Origin of the sequence: Pontibacter coccineus, assembly GCF_030546575.1 — a bacterium.
Classification (GTDB): Bacteria; Bacteroidota; Bacteroidia; order Cytophagales; family Hymenobacteraceae; genus Pontibacter; species Pontibacter coccineus.
In genome coordinates this window covers 94,181-111,989 of sequence record NZ_JAUOTN010000004.1, presented here as the reverse complement: position 1 = coordinate 111,989, position 17,809 = coordinate 94,181, and the positions used below count along the sequence as shown (strand labels likewise).

General features: G+C 53.7%; 17 protein-coding genes. 11 read left to right on the top strand and 6 right to left on the bottom strand.

Annotated features, from left to right (window positions below; all coding sequences use genetic code 11):
• Positions 1-138: 138 nt before the first annotated feature.
• Positions 139-2,673 (top strand): DUF5916 domain-containing protein, encoded by a 2,535-nt coding sequence (locus Q4E40_RS10465; protein ID WP_303412017.1) that lies wholly within the window; start codon positions 139-141, stop codon positions 2,671-2,673.
• A gap of 324 nt (positions 2,674-2,997) precedes the next feature.
• On the opposite strand, the gene Q4E40_RS10460 is transcribed toward Q4E40_RS10465, so the two are convergent.
• The 6 genes from Q4E40_RS10460 to Q4E40_RS10435 all read right to left on the bottom strand — a co-directional run bounded on the left by Q4E40_RS10460 (position 2,998) and on the right by Q4E40_RS10435 (position 10,986).
• Positions 2,998-3,615, bottom strand: coding sequence for a hypothetical protein (locus tag Q4E40_RS10460; protein ID WP_303412016.1), 618 nt, complete (start codon positions 3,613-3,615; stop codon positions 2,998-3,000).
• A 191-nt stretch (positions 3,616-3,806) separates the two neighbouring features.
• A complete protein-coding gene (locus tag Q4E40_RS10455) occupies positions 3,807-7,577 on the bottom strand; it encodes a S8 family serine peptidase (protein WP_303412015.1) in 3,771 nt (1,256 codons plus the stop codon).
• Between the two features lie 200 nt (positions 7,578-7,777).
• Positions 7,778-8,752, bottom strand: coding sequence for a porphobilinogen synthase (hemB, locus tag Q4E40_RS10450; RefSeq protein WP_303412014.1), 975 nt, complete (start codon positions 8,750-8,752; stop codon positions 7,778-7,780).
• 146 nt (positions 8,753-8,898) lie between these two features.
• Entirely contained in the window at positions 8,899-9,162 is a 264-nt protein-coding gene (locus tag Q4E40_RS10445; protein ID WP_303412013.1) for a putative signal transducing protein, read from the bottom strand.
• A 117-nt stretch (positions 9,163-9,279) separates the two neighbouring features.
• Positions 9,280-10,521 carry an ornithine--oxo-acid transaminase gene (gene rocD / locus Q4E40_RS10440; protein WP_303412011.1) on the bottom strand — a complete coding sequence of 414 codons (1,242 nt, stop codon included), beginning with the start codon at positions 10,519-10,521 and terminating at the stop codon, positions 9,280-9,282.
• A gap of 144 nt (positions 10,522-10,665) precedes the next feature.
• Positions 10,666-10,986 (bottom strand): hypothetical protein, encoded by a 321-nt coding sequence (locus tag Q4E40_RS10435; RefSeq protein ID WP_303412010.1) that lies wholly within the window; start codon positions 10,984-10,986, stop codon positions 10,666-10,668.
• Positions 10,987-11,131: 145 nt separating this feature from the next.
• Between Q4E40_RS10435 and Q4E40_RS10430 the strand changes: the two genes are divergently transcribed.
• From Q4E40_RS10430 to rimO, 10 genes are all read left to right on the top strand, one after another.
• A complete protein-coding gene (locus Q4E40_RS10430) occupies positions 11,132-11,305 on the top strand; it encodes a C1orf53 family protein (protein ID WP_368411168.1) in 174 nt (57 codons plus the stop codon).
• A 133-nt stretch (positions 11,306-11,438) separates the two neighbouring features.
• Positions 11,439-11,678: a 50S ribosomal protein L28 gene (rpmB, locus tag Q4E40_RS10425; RefSeq protein ID WP_007652245.1), complete on the top strand. Its 240-nt coding sequence runs from the start codon at positions 11,439-11,441 to the stop codon at positions 11,676-11,678.
• Positions 11,678-13,297 (top strand): aminopeptidase P family protein, encoded by a 1,620-nt coding sequence (locus Q4E40_RS10420; RefSeq protein WP_303412008.1) that lies wholly within the window; start codon positions 11,678-11,680, stop codon positions 13,295-13,297. Before rpmB ends, Q4E40_RS10420 begins: the two co-directional genes overlap by 1 nt.
• A 47-nt stretch (positions 13,298-13,344) precedes the next feature.
• Entirely contained in the window at positions 13,345-13,557 is a 213-nt protein-coding gene (locus Q4E40_RS10415; RefSeq protein WP_303412007.1) for a PLDc N-terminal domain-containing protein, read from the top strand.
• A 122-nt stretch (positions 13,558-13,679) separates the two neighbouring features.
• Positions 13,680-13,868 carry a 50S ribosomal protein L33 gene (gene rpmG, locus Q4E40_RS10410; RefSeq protein WP_007652246.1) on the top strand — a complete coding sequence of 63 codons (189 nt, stop codon included), beginning with the start codon at positions 13,680-13,682 and terminating at the stop codon, positions 13,866-13,868.
• A 2-nt stretch (positions 13,869-13,870) separates the two neighbouring features.
• Positions 13,871-14,023, top strand: a complete 153-nt coding sequence (locus Q4E40_RS10405) for a DUF4295 domain-containing protein (protein ID WP_253401133.1) — start codon at positions 13,871-13,873, stop codon at positions 14,021-14,023.
• Positions 14,024-14,138: 115 nt separating this feature from the next.
• The gene (gene ftsY / locus Q4E40_RS10400; protein ID WP_303412002.1) at positions 14,139-15,098 is read left to right on the top strand and encodes a signal recognition particle-docking protein FtsY; all 960 of its coding nucleotides are present in this window, start codon (positions 14,139-14,141) and stop codon (positions 15,096-15,098) included.
• An 18-nt stretch (positions 15,099-15,116) separates the two neighbouring features.
• Entirely contained in the window at positions 15,117-15,629 is a 513-nt protein-coding gene (locus Q4E40_RS10395) for a carboxypeptidase regulatory-like domain-containing protein (RefSeq protein WP_303412001.1), read from the top strand.
• A gap of 164 nt (positions 15,630-15,793) precedes the next feature.
• On the top strand, positions 15,794-16,228 hold the full coding sequence (locus tag Q4E40_RS10390) for a hypothetical protein (protein WP_303412000.1): 435 nt from the start codon (positions 15,794-15,796) through the stop codon (positions 16,226-16,228).
• Between the two features lie 190 nt (positions 16,229-16,418).
• Complete coding sequence (gene rimO, locus Q4E40_RS10385; RefSeq protein WP_303411999.1) at positions 16,419-17,732, top strand: 30S ribosomal protein S12 methylthiotransferase RimO; 1,314 nt, start codon at positions 16,419-16,421, stop codon at positions 17,730-17,732.
• Positions 17,733-17,809 lie beyond the last annotated feature (77 nt).

Below are 17,809 nucleotides of genomic sequence, written 5' to 3'. Positions count from 1 at the left end.
GTAGACAAAAATTGCCCGTTAGCCCCCTCATATCAGGCGTTTGCCGGTTTATTTTTAGGCAAAAGCAACCGTTGTAGACTCAGGGGCATCTATTCTATACCTTTGTTTGAATGCTCACCTTGATCGCTCTCTTATTATATGATGGATTGTCTACCTAAATCGGTTTTTGTGCGGATAGTTGTGTCGGTGCTTGTGGTGCTGGCGCAACAGCAGGTATGGGCGCAGGAAAAGAAAACCCCGGCCATAGCTATTCCAAAACAACTGCAGGCGCTTCGCATTACAGAGCCTGTAAAAATTGACGGTGCGCTGGACGAGGCGGTTTGGCAGCAAGCCGAAATAGCGACAGACTTTATACAGAACCGGCCCAACCCCGGCCCGAAAGAAGTGCATCCCACGCAGGTGCGCATCCTTTACGACGATGATGCCATCTATGTAGGGGCCATCATGCACGACGTGTCGCAGGACAGCATCTTCAAGGAGATGGGCAAGCGCGATGACCTGGGCAACACGGACTTTTTCGGCGTTTTCTTCGATACCTACAACGACCAGCTGAACGGTTTCGCTTTCTTCACGACCCCGGCCGGGGTGCAGCTTGACGCCCGCTACTCCTCCAACGGCGAGGACTTCAGCTGGAACGCCGTCTGGGAAAGCAATGCCACCCTACAGGGCAACACCTGGGTGGCCGAGATGCGCATACCTTACTCGGCGCTCCGCTTCAGCAACAACCCCGAGCAGCTGTGGGGGCTCAACTTCATGCGCAACCGGCAGTCGACACGCAAGGGCTACTTCTGGAACCACGTAGACCCGGCCATCAATGGCTTCGTGAACCAGTGGGGCAAGCTGACAGGTATAAAGAACGTGGAGGCGCCGCTGCGTTTGTCGCTGACGCCTTACGTGTCAGGGTATGCCGAGAAGTACCCGCATCAGAACGGCGACGGCACCACCTCCTACAAAGACAACTACAACTTCAGCGGCGGCATGGACATCAAGTACGGCATCAACGACGCCTTCACGCTCGATATGACGCTGATACCTGACTTCAGCCAGGTGCAGTCCGACAACCAGGTGCTCAACCTGTCGCCCTTCGAGGTGCAGTTCAACGAGAACAGGCCCTTCTTTATGGAGGGTACCGAGCTTTTCAACAAAGGGGACTTCCTCTACTCGCGGCGCATCGGCGGCAGGCCGATCAACTACCTGAATGCAAGCGAGGAGGAGAAAGCAGGCTTTACCGTCATCGAGAACCCGCGCGAGACGAAGATGCTGAACGGCACCAAGATATCGGGTCGCACGCAGTCGGGTTTAGGTATAGGCATCTTCAACGCGGTGGTGGGGCGGCAGTACGCCACTGTGGAGGACAGCGAGGGCAACCGGTTCCGGAAAGAGACGCAGCCGCTCACCAACTACAACATCGCCGTGTTCGACCAGTCGCTCAAGAACAACTCCTACGTGACGCTGGTCAACACCAACGTGATGCGACAGGGCAGCACCTACGACGCCAACCTGACCGGCCTGCTCTTCCGGCTGGCCACCAAGGGCAACAAATACGCTCTGGACGGCAAGGCGGCGCTCAGCCAGAAATACTATACTAGTGACACGCGGCTGGGGCACATGTACAGCCTGGGGGCGGGCAAGGTGAGCGGCAACTTCCAGTACAGCTTCACCCACTCCATGAAGTCCGACACGTACGATCCCAACGACATGGGCATCAACTTCATCCGAAACACCGTGGACGAGGACCTGAACCTGCGCTACAACTTCTACCAGCCTTTCTGGAAGCTGCTGAACATGAACACCCAGCTGGGGGCCACATACAGCCGTCGCTACAAGCCCGACGCTTTCCAGAACTTCGTCATCTATGGGCGGGTGAGTGGCACGTTCAAGAGCTTCCTGAGCATGGGCACCTTCTTTAACCTGGAGCCCGTGGTGACCTACGACTTTTTTGAGCCGCGCGTGGAAGGCCGCTACTATGCTTACCCGACCAACTCTAGCATCGGCGGTTGGGTCTCTTCGGATTACCGCAAAAAACTGGCCGTGGATGTAGAGCTTAACTACCGTACCTTCAATGAACACGAGCGCCGCAGCCTCGATGTATTTGTGGCGCCCCGCTACCGCGTCAACGACAAGCTTTCCTTTAGCTACAGCTACAGCCGCAACATCCGCCAGGACGACATGGGCTTTGCCCACCATGTTGCGGAGGGGGAGCGTGTTGGTATGGAAGAGCGGGTGATTTTCGGTTTGCGGGATGTGAACACGGTGACCAACGCGCTAACCGGTTCCTACATTTTCAACAACCGGATGTCGCTGTCCCTGCGGGCGCGCCACTATTGGTCCAAGGCGGAGTATAGCCGCTTTTTCCTGCTCGGCAATAAAGGGGAGTTGCTGACTGATACCTACCCGGATGGCGGCTATTTTGAAGACGGGGAGCAACCGAACCACAACATCAACTTCAACACTTTCAACATCGACATGGTGTACTCATGGTGGTTTGCGCCGGGCAGCGAAATCAGTATCGTCTGGAAGAACGCCATCCTCAACGACCAGAATGAGATCATACCCCGATACTACGACAACTTCACCCGCACCATCACGGGGCCTCAGACCAACAGTCTCTCAGTCAAGGTGCTGTATTTTATCGATTACCAGGTGCTGAAGAAGAAGTTCTCCAAATCGTAAGGTTGCAAACAGCAAAGAGAAGGCTCGGAGCTATTGTAGCTCCGGGCCTTCGTGATTATGAGGAGTAGTATTTCGAAAAACTGCCTTCCAGGAAGTTGACAATGCTGCCCTCGCTCGCGTCCCGCGAGTGTGAGGTATCCAGTGGCGTCCCGCCACTTGTGCCGACTGGCACACATGCAAGCGGCCAGAGTCTGCCAAATAGCGCGCACTCTCGTGACGCGAGCGAGGGCGGTGAGCTTACTTACTGGTATACCTGTGGTCTATTTAATTGGTCTGGACACCGGGCAGTTATACCTGGCATGTTATACCTGGCATTCCTATATCTTAGTTGATCGGTTGAGTCAGGTCGAAGTCAGCGTGGAAGCGGAGCTGGTTATCGCGCTTGAGGATGTAGCTAAATGTTTTGCCATCCGGGCTCAGTACGATGTTCCACTCGTTGGTAGAAGCGGCAGGTATAAGCTCGGCGGTGAAGGCATCAGCCGGGAAGCGCATGGTGCTGGCGTCGTCCGTGTCCAGGGCTATACCGCCGTACATGGTTACTTCGTCCGGGGTGCCGTCCTCGTGGCGGTGGTCATGCTTCAGCTGCAGGCCTTCTTCCATTTGAGTGATGACCCAGGTTCTGGATTTATCCTTGCCCACATGGAAGGGGATTCGGATAACTCCATCAGAGCATTCACGCACATGCATGGTCAGCTCTTTGCCAGCAAACGGGTCCTTGCCATCAGCCGGAAACACCGCCTTGCCCCGGAAGCTCTTACCGCACAGCTTGCTCAACTCATTGAAGAACGCCTGTTGGGTAGCCGTTACCGGCGAGGCCAACTGCTGCTGCTCAGGCACCTCCTCCAGTTCTTCTGTTTGTGGGGGAGTGTTGCTGGCCTGTGGCTGCTGCGCGCAGGAGGCGAACACAAAAGCCAAGCTCATGGCGAGTAGTAATTTCTTCATAGTCTCTGTTTTGTTTGGCTGAAGATAGGCAATACGGGCGGTTTGGCAAAATAAGGGAAACACAGCAGCGACAGGTATAGGAGGTGACTGTTGCTTTATACCTGTTCGCTATACCTGACGGATACAGAAACACTGCGCCACAAAAAAGCCCCGACATTATGGCCGGGGCTCTTCCTGCAGCTTGCAGCTCCTTAGCGCTGCAGCACCAGCTTCTGGGTATAGGCCTGGTTGCCGAACTTCACGCGGAGCAGGTATATGCCGGAGCTCCTGGCCGAAAGATCGATGTCCGCCTCATAGAAACCGTTGAAACCAGTCACTTGGCGGGTATAGATCAGGTTGCCCAGCATGTCCGTCACATTCAGGTGGAGGTCTTCCCGCTGCTCCGTCTCAAACTGCACCTTGAATATGCCGTTGCTCGGGTTGGGCGAAGCGACCAGTTCCTTCTTCAACGTGCGTCCATTTGCCTGATAGGCGAAGGTATAACTCTGCGATCGTGTGGAAACGCAACCTTGCCACTGTGCCTGTACGCCATAGTTGCCGCTTTCGGTTGGGGTGTAGGTTTGCCCGGTTGCGCCAGGTATAGGCTGGTCGTTCAGGTACCACTGGTTGCCATCCGCCACACTGGATTGCAGGCTCAGGCCCTGGCGTGTAATGAGCGGCGTCGGGATCGGAACGCCGTTCTCCACCGGCACCGCCACCCTTGGGCTAACGCAGCCGAGTGCCCGTACTTTCAGGTCATAAAAGTAATAGTAGAAGCTTTGCGGAGTTGCGCCAGACCCGCTAGCCGTGTTGCCGGCAATCGTGAATACATTGTTTACGCCAAAAGGATAGCCTGTAACGCCGGCATTGTTCCGGAAGATGGTAGCGCCATCCTTATGGTCATAACTGATCGCAATGTTGTAAGTGCCGGCCTCCGGTAACTCCAGACCCAGGTAATACACCGCACCCCGGTCGTTCGGGTCGTCTTCCTGCACGCCTGGGGCAGGAGTGGAGCGTGTCGCCTCCACGGTAAGTGTTCGGGACGATACTGGTAGCCCATTGCTGTTGTAGGCCGTGAAAGTGATCTTACCTGAGTTGCCAATATACAGACGAGCGCTTTCCAGCAGCATAGGTGCCTTTGTCTCTACAATTACATCCGGTGTGAATTGGTTATATCCACCTCCTGTCGCAAATTTCTTGGTCGCCGGCCCAACAGTGGTTGAGAAATCGTTGAGAGAGGCATAGATGGAGCCGTTAACACTGCTCGTTGCGATGCTGGTTGTATTGCCTGCTGCTATGGGTGTGCCGCCGCTTGCCGTATTGAACCAGAAAACGGTGCCGTCGCCTGTGCCGGTCAGGGTATAGCTAGCTTGACCGCCGCAGCGGGTAGCCACCACCTGCGGTGCGGTTGTGTTGCCTCCCACACCATACGTTTTGGTCAAGGTGTTATTTTCTGGTACGGCATCATTGGCAGTGCCTGCCGAAGCAATCAGTTCGTAAGTGGCCCCCGCTTCCGTCTGAAAGTCAGCTGTCAGCAGCAACTCGTCGGATTCAAAGGATTTTAAGGTTTTGGTATAAACAGCTGTCAGGGTAGCTACTTTGGCGCCACTCCGGTATACCTCCAGTGTAACAGGTATACCTTTTTGATCGCGTAGTCCGTTGTTACGCAACGTCACCAGGAACTGCTGGGTAATGCCCGCGCAAAGCGAAGCTCCAACCGGCGTTACATGCTGTAGTACGATGTCCGAAGAGGGTCTTGCTACCTGAACGATGTAGTCCTGCGTTTCGCCGCGGGTATAGGAGCCACAGGGGCTTATACGCGCCGGGTCCGATGTTTCGACCAGTACAATACGAAGTCGGGTGATGTGGCCGGGCTGTATAAACGAAGGCGCGGAGATGCTGGCATCGAACAGGCCAACCCCGTTTATGACAGCCGAAGCAGCTGCCTCTTCGCCTTCGTCTTCAAAACTGCCGTTGCCGTTCCAGTCCACGTATACCTTCGCCGCCTTGCTGGCATTGGCGCCACAAGTGCCCAACTCAAACGATACCACTTTGGTCTGGCCCGGTTCAAAGGTCAGCAGCATTTCGTCTTGCAGGCGGTAGGTGGCACAACCCTCAAAAGGTGTCGTGATGCCGTCGAATGTGATTTTGGTGATGCGTGAACCAGCCTCGGAAGTAGGCGCGCTCGCACAGTAGGCGGTGCCGCCCGCACCGCTCACCAACAGGGAATACTCCTGTGGCCCTTTCTGGAGCGTACGTTTATGCGATACGGTAATGGTGTAGGTCTCGCCAGGTGTAGGGTTCGGAATAAGCACCTGCTCTACGTTATCCACCACGTTGTCGCCGCGAGTGGCAGGCTGGTCGGGTGCATTCGGGTTCAGTATCCAGGGCATAATCGTTTTGCCGCGGTTCGTGATGCGCACATCCAGGTCATTGACCAGGCGGGGGCTGCGGTTGTTCAGGGCACTTGCCGTCGCGAGGACGGCTCCTTCCGGATCGGTCCAGGAAATGGTAGCCACCAGCGGCCCCGCACCGGATGCCACCACCTCAAAGGTATAGGTTTTGCCTTGCTCCAGACTGCGCTCCTGCATCAGGTGTGTGCCCTGGGTGTTGCTGATCATGGTCGCGGCGCGACTGGCGTTCAAAAGTCCCCAGCCATGCACATAGTCAGGGCCGGGGGCGTTGCCCGCCTCGTCAGCCGTGTGAATGGCCAGGCCCTTGAGCGTAGCGGCACGCATAAACTGCCCGTTGCGCAAATTGGCATAGTGCTCCTGTAGCAGCAACAGGGAACCCGAAATATTGGGGGCCGCCATGGAGGTGCCGCTCAACACTTTGTAAGAATTGTCGCTGGCGCTGGTCGTAGAGAGTACTTTCTCTCCGCCACCTACCAGGTCAGGCTTGATGCGGCCATCGTCGGTAGGGCCAAAGCTGCTAAAACCTGTAACCTTAACATCAGACGGTTGGTTGTAGCCACCCGGTATGTTGTTCACGGCGCCCACTGTCAGTATGTTTTTGGCGGAGCCGTACGTGGCGATGCCATCATAGCCGTCGTTGCTGCTGATGTTATTGGGGCGCTTTGCCACCAGCGTGAAGTTGCCGTTGGAGTTGCGCTGCATATAAGGCTTCCCCACCTCAGGCCCTGTTTCATTCCGGTTGTTGCCGCCTGATTTTACGATCAGGAAGTAAGGCGCATTGTAGGCAATGCGGTCCCAGCTGACAGAGGTTTCGTCGTAGTAGCCGAACTTGTAGTCTTCCGTCTCGCTCACCTGGGTGGCGCCCCACCATTCCCAGTACGGATCCTCGTCGGTGCCCTTGCGCTCGCTGTTGTAGCGCCAGCCGGCAATGGTGCCGTACGAGTGGTTCGAAACCAGCATATTGGCCTGCGCGGCTTCCGCCATCTCGGCAGCGTTGTTGTTGAAGTCGTAGGCGTGGAGCTTCTTCACCCCATGGGCCATTCCTTTGGCCATCCCGCTCAGTCCGCTGGCGATGAGCGTGCCGGCCACGTGGGTCGCATGGTCATTCAGCTTGGTGGCTTTGTCCTTCTGCTCTACCCGGCCACGCAGCTCCACATGCGATTCGCGTACCAGCCCGCCGTCCCAGATGCCCATTTTGTCGGTTACGCTGGCGCTTGCCCCGCTCAGGTTGAGACCCAGTTTGCCGCCTGCCCAAAGCTGGTCCGTGCCGGTGGTAATGGCCGACGCGTTGTTGTAGGTGATGTAGTAGACCGGCATGCCCAGCGCATCGAGGCGTTGCAGCGAAATATGCGTGCCGTCTTGGTAGGTCTTTTCGATTTCCCAGCCATTTTGTTTGGCAAGCGCGATGGCCTCCGCACGTTTTGCCCGGTAGTTTTTGTCCTCGGCTGCCGCAATGCGGCCCAGTTCCTTCACATTTGCGCGCACGGGCAACGAGGCATTCTGCTGCGCGAAGCTAACAGAAGTCGTCGCGAGTGCCGCAGCCATCAGCCAAAGGCTCAATCCTCTCATAAAGTAGTTTAGGTAGAAGTTTAGAACCACCAATATAACTAAAAGTGCCCGAACCCCAAACTGGTTCAGAATGAATGCGATAATTGGCTAAACATTGACCTGGAACGCAGTCTATACCTGATGTGGATGCAGGTCATTTACGAAAAAAGCGCCCTGCACTTTTAGTACAGGACGCTCTCAATTTCAGGTTACTTGTCTGATTATTTTCGGAGGTAGTTTGCGAAATCCTTGGCAAAATATGAGAGGATGATGTCGGCGCCGGCACGCTTGATGCTCAGCAAACTTTCCAGCATGGCCTTTTCGCCATCAATCCAGCCTTTGAGGCCGGCGGCTTTCACCATCGCGTACTCCCCGCTCACGTTGTAGGCGGCTATCGGCAGGTGCGAGTTGTCACGCAGCAGCTTGATGATGTCCAGGTAGGCCAGGGCGGGTTTTACCATGAGGTAATCGGCTCCTTCTTCAGTATCCAGGGCAGCTTCGATCAGGGCTTCGCGGCTGTTGGCTGGGTTCATCTGGTAGGTTTTTTTGTCGCCCATTTTCGGGGCGGAGTCCAGGGCGTCGCGGAATGGACCGTAGAAGGCACTCGCATACTTGGCGGTATAGCTCATGATGCCCACCTTGTGAAAGCCGTTCTCGTCGAGCACGCGGCGGATGTGCCCTACACGACCGTCCATCATATCCGAAGGGCCCACAATGTCGGCGCCGGCCTGTGCCTGCGTGAGCGCCATTTGGCCCAGTACCTCCAGCGTCTCGTCGTTCACGATCTCACCGTTTATCACAATGCCGTCGTGCCCGTCGGAGCTGTAAGGGTCCATCGCCACGTCGGTCATCAGCACCACGTCCGGGAAGTTTTTCTTGATCTCGCGGATGGCTCTCGGAAACAGACCGTCCGGGTTGGCGCTCTCCCTGGCGTACTTGTCTTTCAGGTTTTCGGGGATGCTCGGGAAAGGGGCGAAGGCTTTGATGCCCAGGTCCACGCAGGAGGCCACCTCGTCAAGCAGGGTGTCCACGGAGTAGCGGTTAATGCCGGGCATGGAGGCTACTTCCACCTTTTGGCTCTGGCCCTCGATGATAAAAAGCGGGAAAATGAAGTCGTTCAGCTCTAAGGCAGTTTCCTGCACCATGCTGCGGATGACTTCGTTATAGCGGTTTCGTCTTGGTCTTTTCGTGATCATAGTATAGCCCTTGCTCTAAAATGCTTCAACATAAGTATGTCGCAAAGGTACGGCTTATGCGGACCAAAGCGAAGTGATACTTCAGAAATTGGCAGGGGGCTATACCTGGATTGATTTGATGCTATACCTGTTTTGCGGAGGTTTCCTTACAGGTTGGCTTCGTTGTCAAAAGCATCGTCGTTAAACCCCTCCAGCAGCCTTTGGGCTTCTTCTTCGTCCTGTCCGGAGATGATCAGCTTCACCGGATTAAATCCGCCTGAGCTCACCTGCCACGGTGCAATGCTGCCCATGTGCTCGTTTTGCATGAACACGTAAATGCTGTGGTTCTCGAGCATGTTTTTGATAACGGCCGCGCGGTGGAAGTCGCCGGAAAAGATTACTACTGGTTTGGTTTGTTCAGATTGGGCCATGTTTTCAAAACTGTTGCTCTCTAAAGCTAGCGAATTTCAGGCAGATTTTTTTACCTGATAGGTATAAAAAAAGGCGAAGCCACTACAGCTTCGCCTTTCCTGTGTTTCAGGTATACCTTAGAAGTTCATGATCACTCTTTCAATGATATCACAGCACTCGTGCAGCTGCTCCTCGGTCATTACCAAAGGCGGAGCGAAACGAATGATGTCGCCGTGGGTTGGCTTTGCCAGCAGGCCGTTCTCCTTCAGCTCCACGCACACATCCCAGGCAGTGCGGCCATCAGCGGCCGGTTTGATCACGATGGCATTAAGCAAGCCCCGCCCTCTTACCAGTGTGACCACTTCCGGGCGCTTAGCTTTGATTTGGTTCATGCGGTCGCGGAAAACCTCTCCCAGCCTGTAGGCATTCTCCACCAGGTTTTCATCTTTGATTACCTCCAAAGCGGCAATGGCTACCGTGGCAGCCAACGGGTTGCCACCGAAGGTAGAACCGTGTTCGCCCGGCTGGATGCAGAGCATGATGTCATCATCGGCCAGCACGCAGGACACGGGCAGCACGCCACCCGACAGGGCCTTGCCCAGGATCAGGATGTCGGCTTTTACGTCGTCGTAGTAAGTAGCCAGCAGCTTGCCGGTGCGGGCTATACCTGTCTGGATCTCGTCGGCCATCAGCAGCACATTGTACTCCTTGCAAAGCGCGTGCGCCTTGGACAGGTAACCGTCATGCGGTACTACCACACCAGCCTCTCCTTGTATAGGCTCCACCAGGAAACCGCACACATTCGGGTTTTCTTTCAGGGCTGTTTCCAGTGCCTCCAGGTCATCATAAGGAATCACTTTGAAGCCCGGCATATACGGCCCGAAGCCTTTGGTGGAGTCCGGGTCGGTAGAGAAAGAGATGATACCTGTGGTGCGTCCGTGGAAGTTGCGCTCTACCACAATGATCTCGGCGTTGTGCGGGGCAATGCCCTTTTTGAGGTAACCCCACTTGCGGGCCAGTTTGATGGCAGTCTCCACGGCCTCGGCGCCCGAGTTCATGTAAAGCGCCTTATCGTAGCCAAACAGCTCGCAGATGTACTTCTCGGCTATACCCAGTTTGTCGTTGTAAAAAGCGCGGGAAGTGAGCGTAAGTTGCTTTGCCTGCTCGATCAGGGCGTTGATGATGTGCGGGTGGCAATGGCCCTGGTTCACGGCACTGTAGGCCGACAGGAAATCGTAATAGCGTTTGCCTTCCACATCCCACAGGTATACGCCCTCGCCTTTGTTCAGCACCACCGGCAGCGGGTGGTAGTTGTGGGCGCCGTATTTTTCTTCGGTTTCGATTGCCTGCTGGCTGGAAGTAATGGATAGCGTGCTCATAGTTTATGTGTTAAAAAGCGGTTGTCTGAAACTTAGGGGCAGAGCTGCGCCACAGGCTGCAACTCCGAACCTATATTTACAGGGATTCTGATGAATTGTTGTAAATATAGTGAAAACAGCCTGAATTATACCTTTACCCGGAAATCAGGACCAAGCGCCCACTGCCTGTCCCTTCAGGCACTGCCTGAACACGGCATAAAAGCCCTCCGGGTCATACTCAGCGTAAATGTTGGTCATGATGCCGAGCTGGTTGTCATCGGTCCGGAAGCCGTATACCTCCTCCTGGCCACTCTGCGCGGAGGGCAAAGGCACGACATGCCGCTCGAGCAACGTAAGCTGGGTAGGAGAGATGGCCTTGCTCAGTTCCGAGCAGTATACCTGCTGGTGCTGTATGCTGAAGGTGTTCACGAAGCCGCGGGCGCGCATGACGGACACAACCTCACTCAAATTGTTAAAACGTGACATAGGCTATATGATTTAGGTGTCGAATGCGCGGCAAGGAACAATATATTGTTTAACGAATATGGTGTGGAAGGGAGAGAGGAGAGGGCAAATATTTGGTGAACGTCCTGAATTTGACGATATTTGCCCTTTAAAAAGAAGTATAGCCGTGAGCGATCTGAAAGAAGGAGAGGATTTTTACTTTGAGCGGGGACTGATGGTGCTGACGGCCAAGTACCTGCTCAAGCGTGGCTATTGCTGCAAAAACGCCTGTCGCAACTGCCCCTATGGCTTCACCAAAAAGAGAAAAGAAGCCGAAGAGAAAGGCCCCGGCAAGGTATAGACGACACAATTAAAAGGCCTTTGTGGCTGTTTTAGAGCATGTTTAGTTAAAATTATCTGACATGCCTTTGACATTGTGTATCTTTTTATAGATATTTGCACCCCTATTGAAATAATTTAGAAGAAAATACAAGATGGCACGAGTTTGCGATTTAACCGGAAAGAGAGTACAAGTAGGAAATAACGTTTCTCACGCTAACAATAAGACAAAGCGTAAGTTCTATCCGAACCTTCAGAAGAAGCGTTTCTACATCCCTGAGGAAGATGCTTGGGTAACCCTTAAAGTTTCTACTTCAGCATTGAGAACAATCAACAAAAACGGTATTTCTGCCGTTCTGAAGAAAGCAGTAGAGCAAGGCTTCATTATGTACTAATGGCAGCCTTCCGGCTGTGTGCACTGTTATGCTGGCTGTCTTTTACGGCAGTAGCGCAACCGCATGCAGGCTCGGGAAAGCCATCTGATACTTTAGATAAAGAGTTTCACCGGCAACGGAGAGAGGTACTGCGGCAACAGCTGCCCCCTCGCTCCGTTGCCGTTCTTTTTGCCAGTCCCGTGCGCAACCGCGCCAATGATGTGGACTACTACTATCATCCTGATCCCGATTTCTATTACCTGACCGGGTATACCGAGCCGAACGCGGTGCTGCTGCTTTTCCAGAGTCCACAAAACGTGGGCGGCAAGCAAGTACAGGAGGTGCTGTTCGTGCAACCCAACGACGAAATGCAGGAACTCTGGAATGGTAGCAGGTTAGGGGTAAAGGGAGCGGAAAAAGAACTAGGCATCACCACGCTCGCGAACACCGACTTTGCCTCCTTCAAGCTTGATACTGCCAGTCTGCAACAGATCCTGATCAAAAGCCTGCCGCACGATGTGCGCGACGATGCTGCTGATGAAGCTGATTTGTACAGTTTGCTTAGCCAGTTCAAAACCAAGGTAAAATACCCGGCCAATTTCAGCGCGACCCGCAGCATGCTCTATGGCATTGTGCGGGAGCACGGACTGGGGCAGGCAGAAGGTGTCTCCGTTTACATTCAGGAGGCTATGCAGCGGGAGCCAGCGTTGAAAAACGATAAAGCACTTCAGGGCTATTTGCAGGCTAAAGACACGCGCGCCCGCACCAAAGCCGTGGCTGCTATACCTAACCAAAAACTCGATGCTTTCACGCTCGACCAAATGTTGGACGGTATGCGGGAAGTAAAAACCGAGGCGGAGATCAACCTGCTTCGCAAAGCGGCAGGTATGTCGGGCATTGGGCAGATCGAGGTGATGAAAGCCATGAAGCCGGGCATGTCCGAAATGGAGGTGCAGGGCATACACGAGTTTGTGTTCAAGAAATACGGCGCGCAGCACGTGGGCTACCCCAGCATCGTGGGGGCCGGCAACAATGGCTGTGTGCTCCACTATATCGCCAGCGCCAAGCCGGCCATACCTGGCCAGGAACTGGTGCTGATGGATGTAGGGGCGGAGTACCTGGGCTATACCGCCGACGTAACGCGTACCATACCGGCCAACGGCAGGTTCACGAAAGAGCAGCGGGCTATCTATGAACTGGTGCTGAAGGCACAGGAGGCGGGTTTCCAGCAATGCAAAGTGGGCAATGCTTTTAACGCGCCGCATCAGGCGGCCGAAGCCGTAATTGCCGAGGGGCTGGTAAAGTTGGGTGTTATCAAGAAAAGAGAAGAAGTGCAGCGCTATTTTCCGCACGGCACTTCGCATTATCTGGGCCTCGATGTGCACGACCGTGGCAGCTTCGGACCCTTTCAGGCCAACACGGTCATCACCGTGGAGCCGGGCATTTACATACCTGAGGGCAGCCCTTGTGATAAAAAGTGGTGGGGCATAGGTGTGCGCATCGAAGACGATATCCTGATCACCGAAAAGGGCTGGGAGAACCTGTCCAAACTGGCGCCCCGCACGGTAGCCGAAATAGAGAAGACCATGGCCCAGCCGAGTGCGCTGGACGACTTTAAGCTGCCCGTTTTAGAAAAATAACAGCTGCTGTTCTTTTTATATATTGCGTTCCTGATCAGGTAAACACTATGGATGCAAACTTTCAAGAATCAGCGCTTTACTGGGTTATTGGTGCCTTGCTCGTTATGCAGCTGTACATCGTGTGGGACATCTACCGAAAAGACTTTCGGAGCGAGTGGAACAGAACGCTCTTTCTGGCAATTGTAATGTTGATTCCTGTGGTAGGAATGCTGCTGTATGTACTTTTCTCCCACAGATTTCTGAAAGAATACGACGCGTAGACAGGTATAAAATGCAGCTGTAGGGGGCTTGAAAAAGCTTCTTTAGAAAAATTGATACTTTGTTTGTAATTAGAGATTTAAGCTTGTATATTTGCAGTCCTAAATAAAAATTTACTGTTGAGATGGCTAAAAAAGCAAAAGGTAATAGAATCCAGGTAATTATGGAGTGCACAGAGCATAAAGCGACTGGCATGCCTGGAACTTCAAGGTACATCACTACCAAAAACAGAAAGAATACGGCTGAGCGCTTAGAGCTTAAGAAGTATAACCCTGTGTTGAAAAAAGTAACTGTACATAAAGAAATTAAATAACCATGGCTAAGAAGGTAGTTGCAACCCTAAAAACCGCTACAGGTAAAGATTGGGCGAAAGTGATCAAAGCCGTTAAGTCTCCAAAAACTGGTGCTTACAGCTTTAAAGAAGAGATGGTGCCTGTTGACAAAGTGCAGGAGTTCATTAAGAAGTAATTAAGCCTACTCTACTTATACATAGATAGAATACATGAAGAAGTCCCTTTACCGGGACTTTTTTAGTATATTACCGTATCACACCGAGATAGTCTTCACCCTACAAAACACGCAGATGGGAATTTTTGACTTTTTCAGCAAAGAGCAGAAGAAAGAATCGCTCGATAAAGGCCTCGAGAAAACCAAAACCAGCTTTTTCGGGCAATTGAGCAAAGCAGTCGTTGGCAAATCCACGGTAGACGTGGAGGTGCTCGACGAACTGGAGGAGATTCTGGTGCATGCGGATGTTGGGGTAGAGACGACGGTGAAGATCATCGACCGCATTGAGAAGCGCGTGGCCCGCGACAAGTACGTGAGCACAGGCGAACTCGATAGAATCCTGCGGGAGGAGATTGCTGCCATGCTCGAAGAGAACCGTGCCGGCGACGGCGCCAACTTCGACCTGCCGGCAGGCATTAAGCCTTACGTGATTATGGTGGTAGGTGTGAACGGTGTGGGGAAGACCACGACCATCGGTAAACTGGCCTCGCAATTCCACAAGGCCGGCAAGAAAGTCGTGCTGGGTGCTGCCGATACCTTCCGTGCCGCTGCCGTGGACCAGCTCATCATCTGGGGTGAGCGCGTGGGCGTACCGGTGATATCGCATGGCATGAACACTGATCCGGCCTCTGTAGCCTATGATGCCGTAAAGAAAGGGGTGGAGATAGGAGCTGATGTCGTGATCATCGACACGGCCGGCCGACTGCACAACAAAGTGGGCCTGATGAACGAGCTCTCGAAGATCAAGCGCGTGATGCAGAAGATCACAGTAGACACCCCGCACGAGGTGTTGCTGGTGCTCGACGGCAGCACAGGCCAGAACGCCCTGCTTCAGGCGCGTGAGTTCACCAAAGCTACCGACGTGACGGCGCTGGCCATCACCAAGCTCGATGGCACAGCCAAAGGCGGTGTGGTGATCGGTATATCGGACGAGTTCAAGATTCCGGTGAAATACATCGGGGTGGGAGAGAAGATCGAAGACCTGCAGTTGTTCGACAAGAACCAGTTCGTGGAGTCGTTCTTCTCCCGCAAATAGATTGTTGCTGTTGCCTGTATGGGAAAATTGCTGCTGATAGGGCTGTCGCTGTTACTGACCGTTTGTAACGGGACCCAAGGTACGTCCGGGCAGGAAAGCGAAGCACAGGAAACGCAGCAGGAACTGAAAGCGCAAGCAGGCCAGCAGATGCAGATCAAACAAGGTATACGGGGGCAGATTCTCTGGGAAGCCGGCAACCAAATGCCATCCCCGGATGCCCCGCCCAGCCAACCACGCGGCGTGGAGCGCACGGTATACATCTACGAGCTGACCAACAGTTCGCAAACCACATCCCAGGACGGTGTTTTCCACACCGCCATCCAAACCAAACTCATCACACAGGTAAAAACAGACGCCAACGGCAACTTTGCGGTTAGTCTGGAGCCCGGCAGGTATAGCCTTTTCACAAAAGAGGAAGACGGCCTGTTCGCCAGCCTTTTCGACGGGGATATGAACATCTTTCCGGTGGAGGTGAAGGAGGGGGAAGTGACAACGGTGGAGTTTGTGGTCAATTACAGGGCTTCTTATTAGCTCTACATGACGGTTATCGGCCGTTTTGCAATATATTTGTAAAAGGATTATCCTTCAGAAAGCAGTCGTTTTGGTCGAAGAGATCAAACGATTTGCAACGCTACTTCTACTACAGCTAAAAACAACCTTACCTACAAAGATTTACTCTTAAATGAAGGGGCACTATGGTTGAAAGCGAAGATAGTATGATGAAGTTGGTGTACGAAGCGGCACCCAACATCCTAAGCGTAAAGTGGTCGGATGAGCTAAGCGTGGAGTCTGCTCAATTTTTCAAATCCATCGTTACACTGTTCGGCATCATACACGAGAAGCAGGTTGCCAACCTGATCGTGGCATCCGGCAGTCCGTCGGGAGGCGTGCTCACCGAAGACATCATCACCCACTTCATCCACAACATTCCCAACACTCCTCTGCGGCGCATCGCCATGCTGGAGTCCCCCGATTACCTCTGGGACTCAAACCTATACCAGGTGATTAAGTTGTTAATAGTCAGCCACCAGCTGCCAATTGCAGTCGAGGTGGTGAAAGACGAAGCAGCTGCCCGGAAATGGTTCACCCAAACGGCGAAAGCTGAAAAAGCGAAGCCGGGTAAGGTATAAGGTATGGCCAGAGATGGCTGAGCGGAGCACTTAAACAGGTATAGCACGGAAAGAACACACCGCCATACCGGAGGCTGTGCTTTTATTAACCAAACATGTTGTACTTTTGCAGTTCATTTGCCCGATCGAACTAATGCGCGGCCGCAATGGTTCTGAATGATCGGGAATTATCGCGCTAATACATAGATAAGTGAAAGTAAGAAGTTTAAAGAAAGACAAGGTAAACGTGATCACGCTGGGTTGTTCTAAGAACCTGGTGGATTCGGAAGTGCTGATGGGGCAGCTGCGTGCCAACGAGTTTGACGTGGCGCACGAGTCTGCAAACGATGATTCGAACATCATCATCGTGAACACCTGCGGCTTTATCGACAATGCCAAGCAGGAGTCTATTGACACCATTCTGCGCTACGCTGAAGCCAAAGAGGCGGGACAGATTGACAAACTATATGTAACCGGCTGTTTATCACAGCGCTACAAAGATTCCCTGGAAGCAGAGATTCCGCAGGTAGACGCCTACTTCGGCACGCTCGAAATGCCACAACTCCTCAAAAAGCTGGAGGCCGACTACAAGCACGAACTTATCGGGGAGCGACTCATCACCACGCCTTCGCACTTCGCTTATTTCAAAATAGCTGAGGGCTGCAACCGCCCCTGCTCTTTCTGTGCTATACCGCTGATGCGTGGCAAGCACGTGGACCGTCCGATAGAGGACCTGGTGAAAGAAGCCAAGCGACTGGCCAGCATGGGCACCAAAGAACTCATCCTGATTGCCCAGGACCTGACTTACTACGGTTTGCAGCACTACGGCGAGCGCAAGCTGGCTGATTTGCTCCGCAACCTGTCGGATGTGGAAGGTATAGACTGGATCCGGATGCAGTACGCCTACCCGTCGCAGTTTCCGATGGAGGTGTTCGACGTGATGAACGAGCGCGAGAACATCTGCAAGTACTTGGATATGCCGCTGCAGCACGTATCGGACAACATGCTCAAATCCATGCGCCGTGGCATCAGCAAGCGCCGCACCATCGAGCTGGTGGACCAGATCCGTCAGCGCGTGCCAGACATTGCGCTGCGCACCACCCTGATTGCCGGCCATCCGGGCGAGACCGACCAGGATTTCCAGGAGCTGTACGATTGGGTAGAAGAAACCCGCTTCGAACGCCTGGGCATTTTTACGTACTCGCACGAGGAAAGCACGCACTCCCATACCTTAGAGGACAATGTGCCGGACGAGGTGAAGCAGGAACGTGCCGACGCCATCATGGAATTGCAGCAAGGTATATCGGTAGAGCTGAACGAGGAGAAAATAGGCAAGACCTACAAAGTGCTGTTTGACCGCAAAGAGAGCGGCTACTTCGTGGGCCGTACCCAGTACGACTCGCCGGAGGTGGACAACGAGGTGCTCGTGCCAGCCGACAACCAGTACGTGCGCTTGGGAGACTTCGCCAACGTGAAGATCACCGACGCATCGGACTTCGACCTGTACGGGGAGGTAGTTCTTTAATGAAGAGTTGAGAGCTAAGGGTTAAAAGTTTAACTCCAGCATAATCCAATAGCAAAGGAAACTTTTTGGGCGCTTCG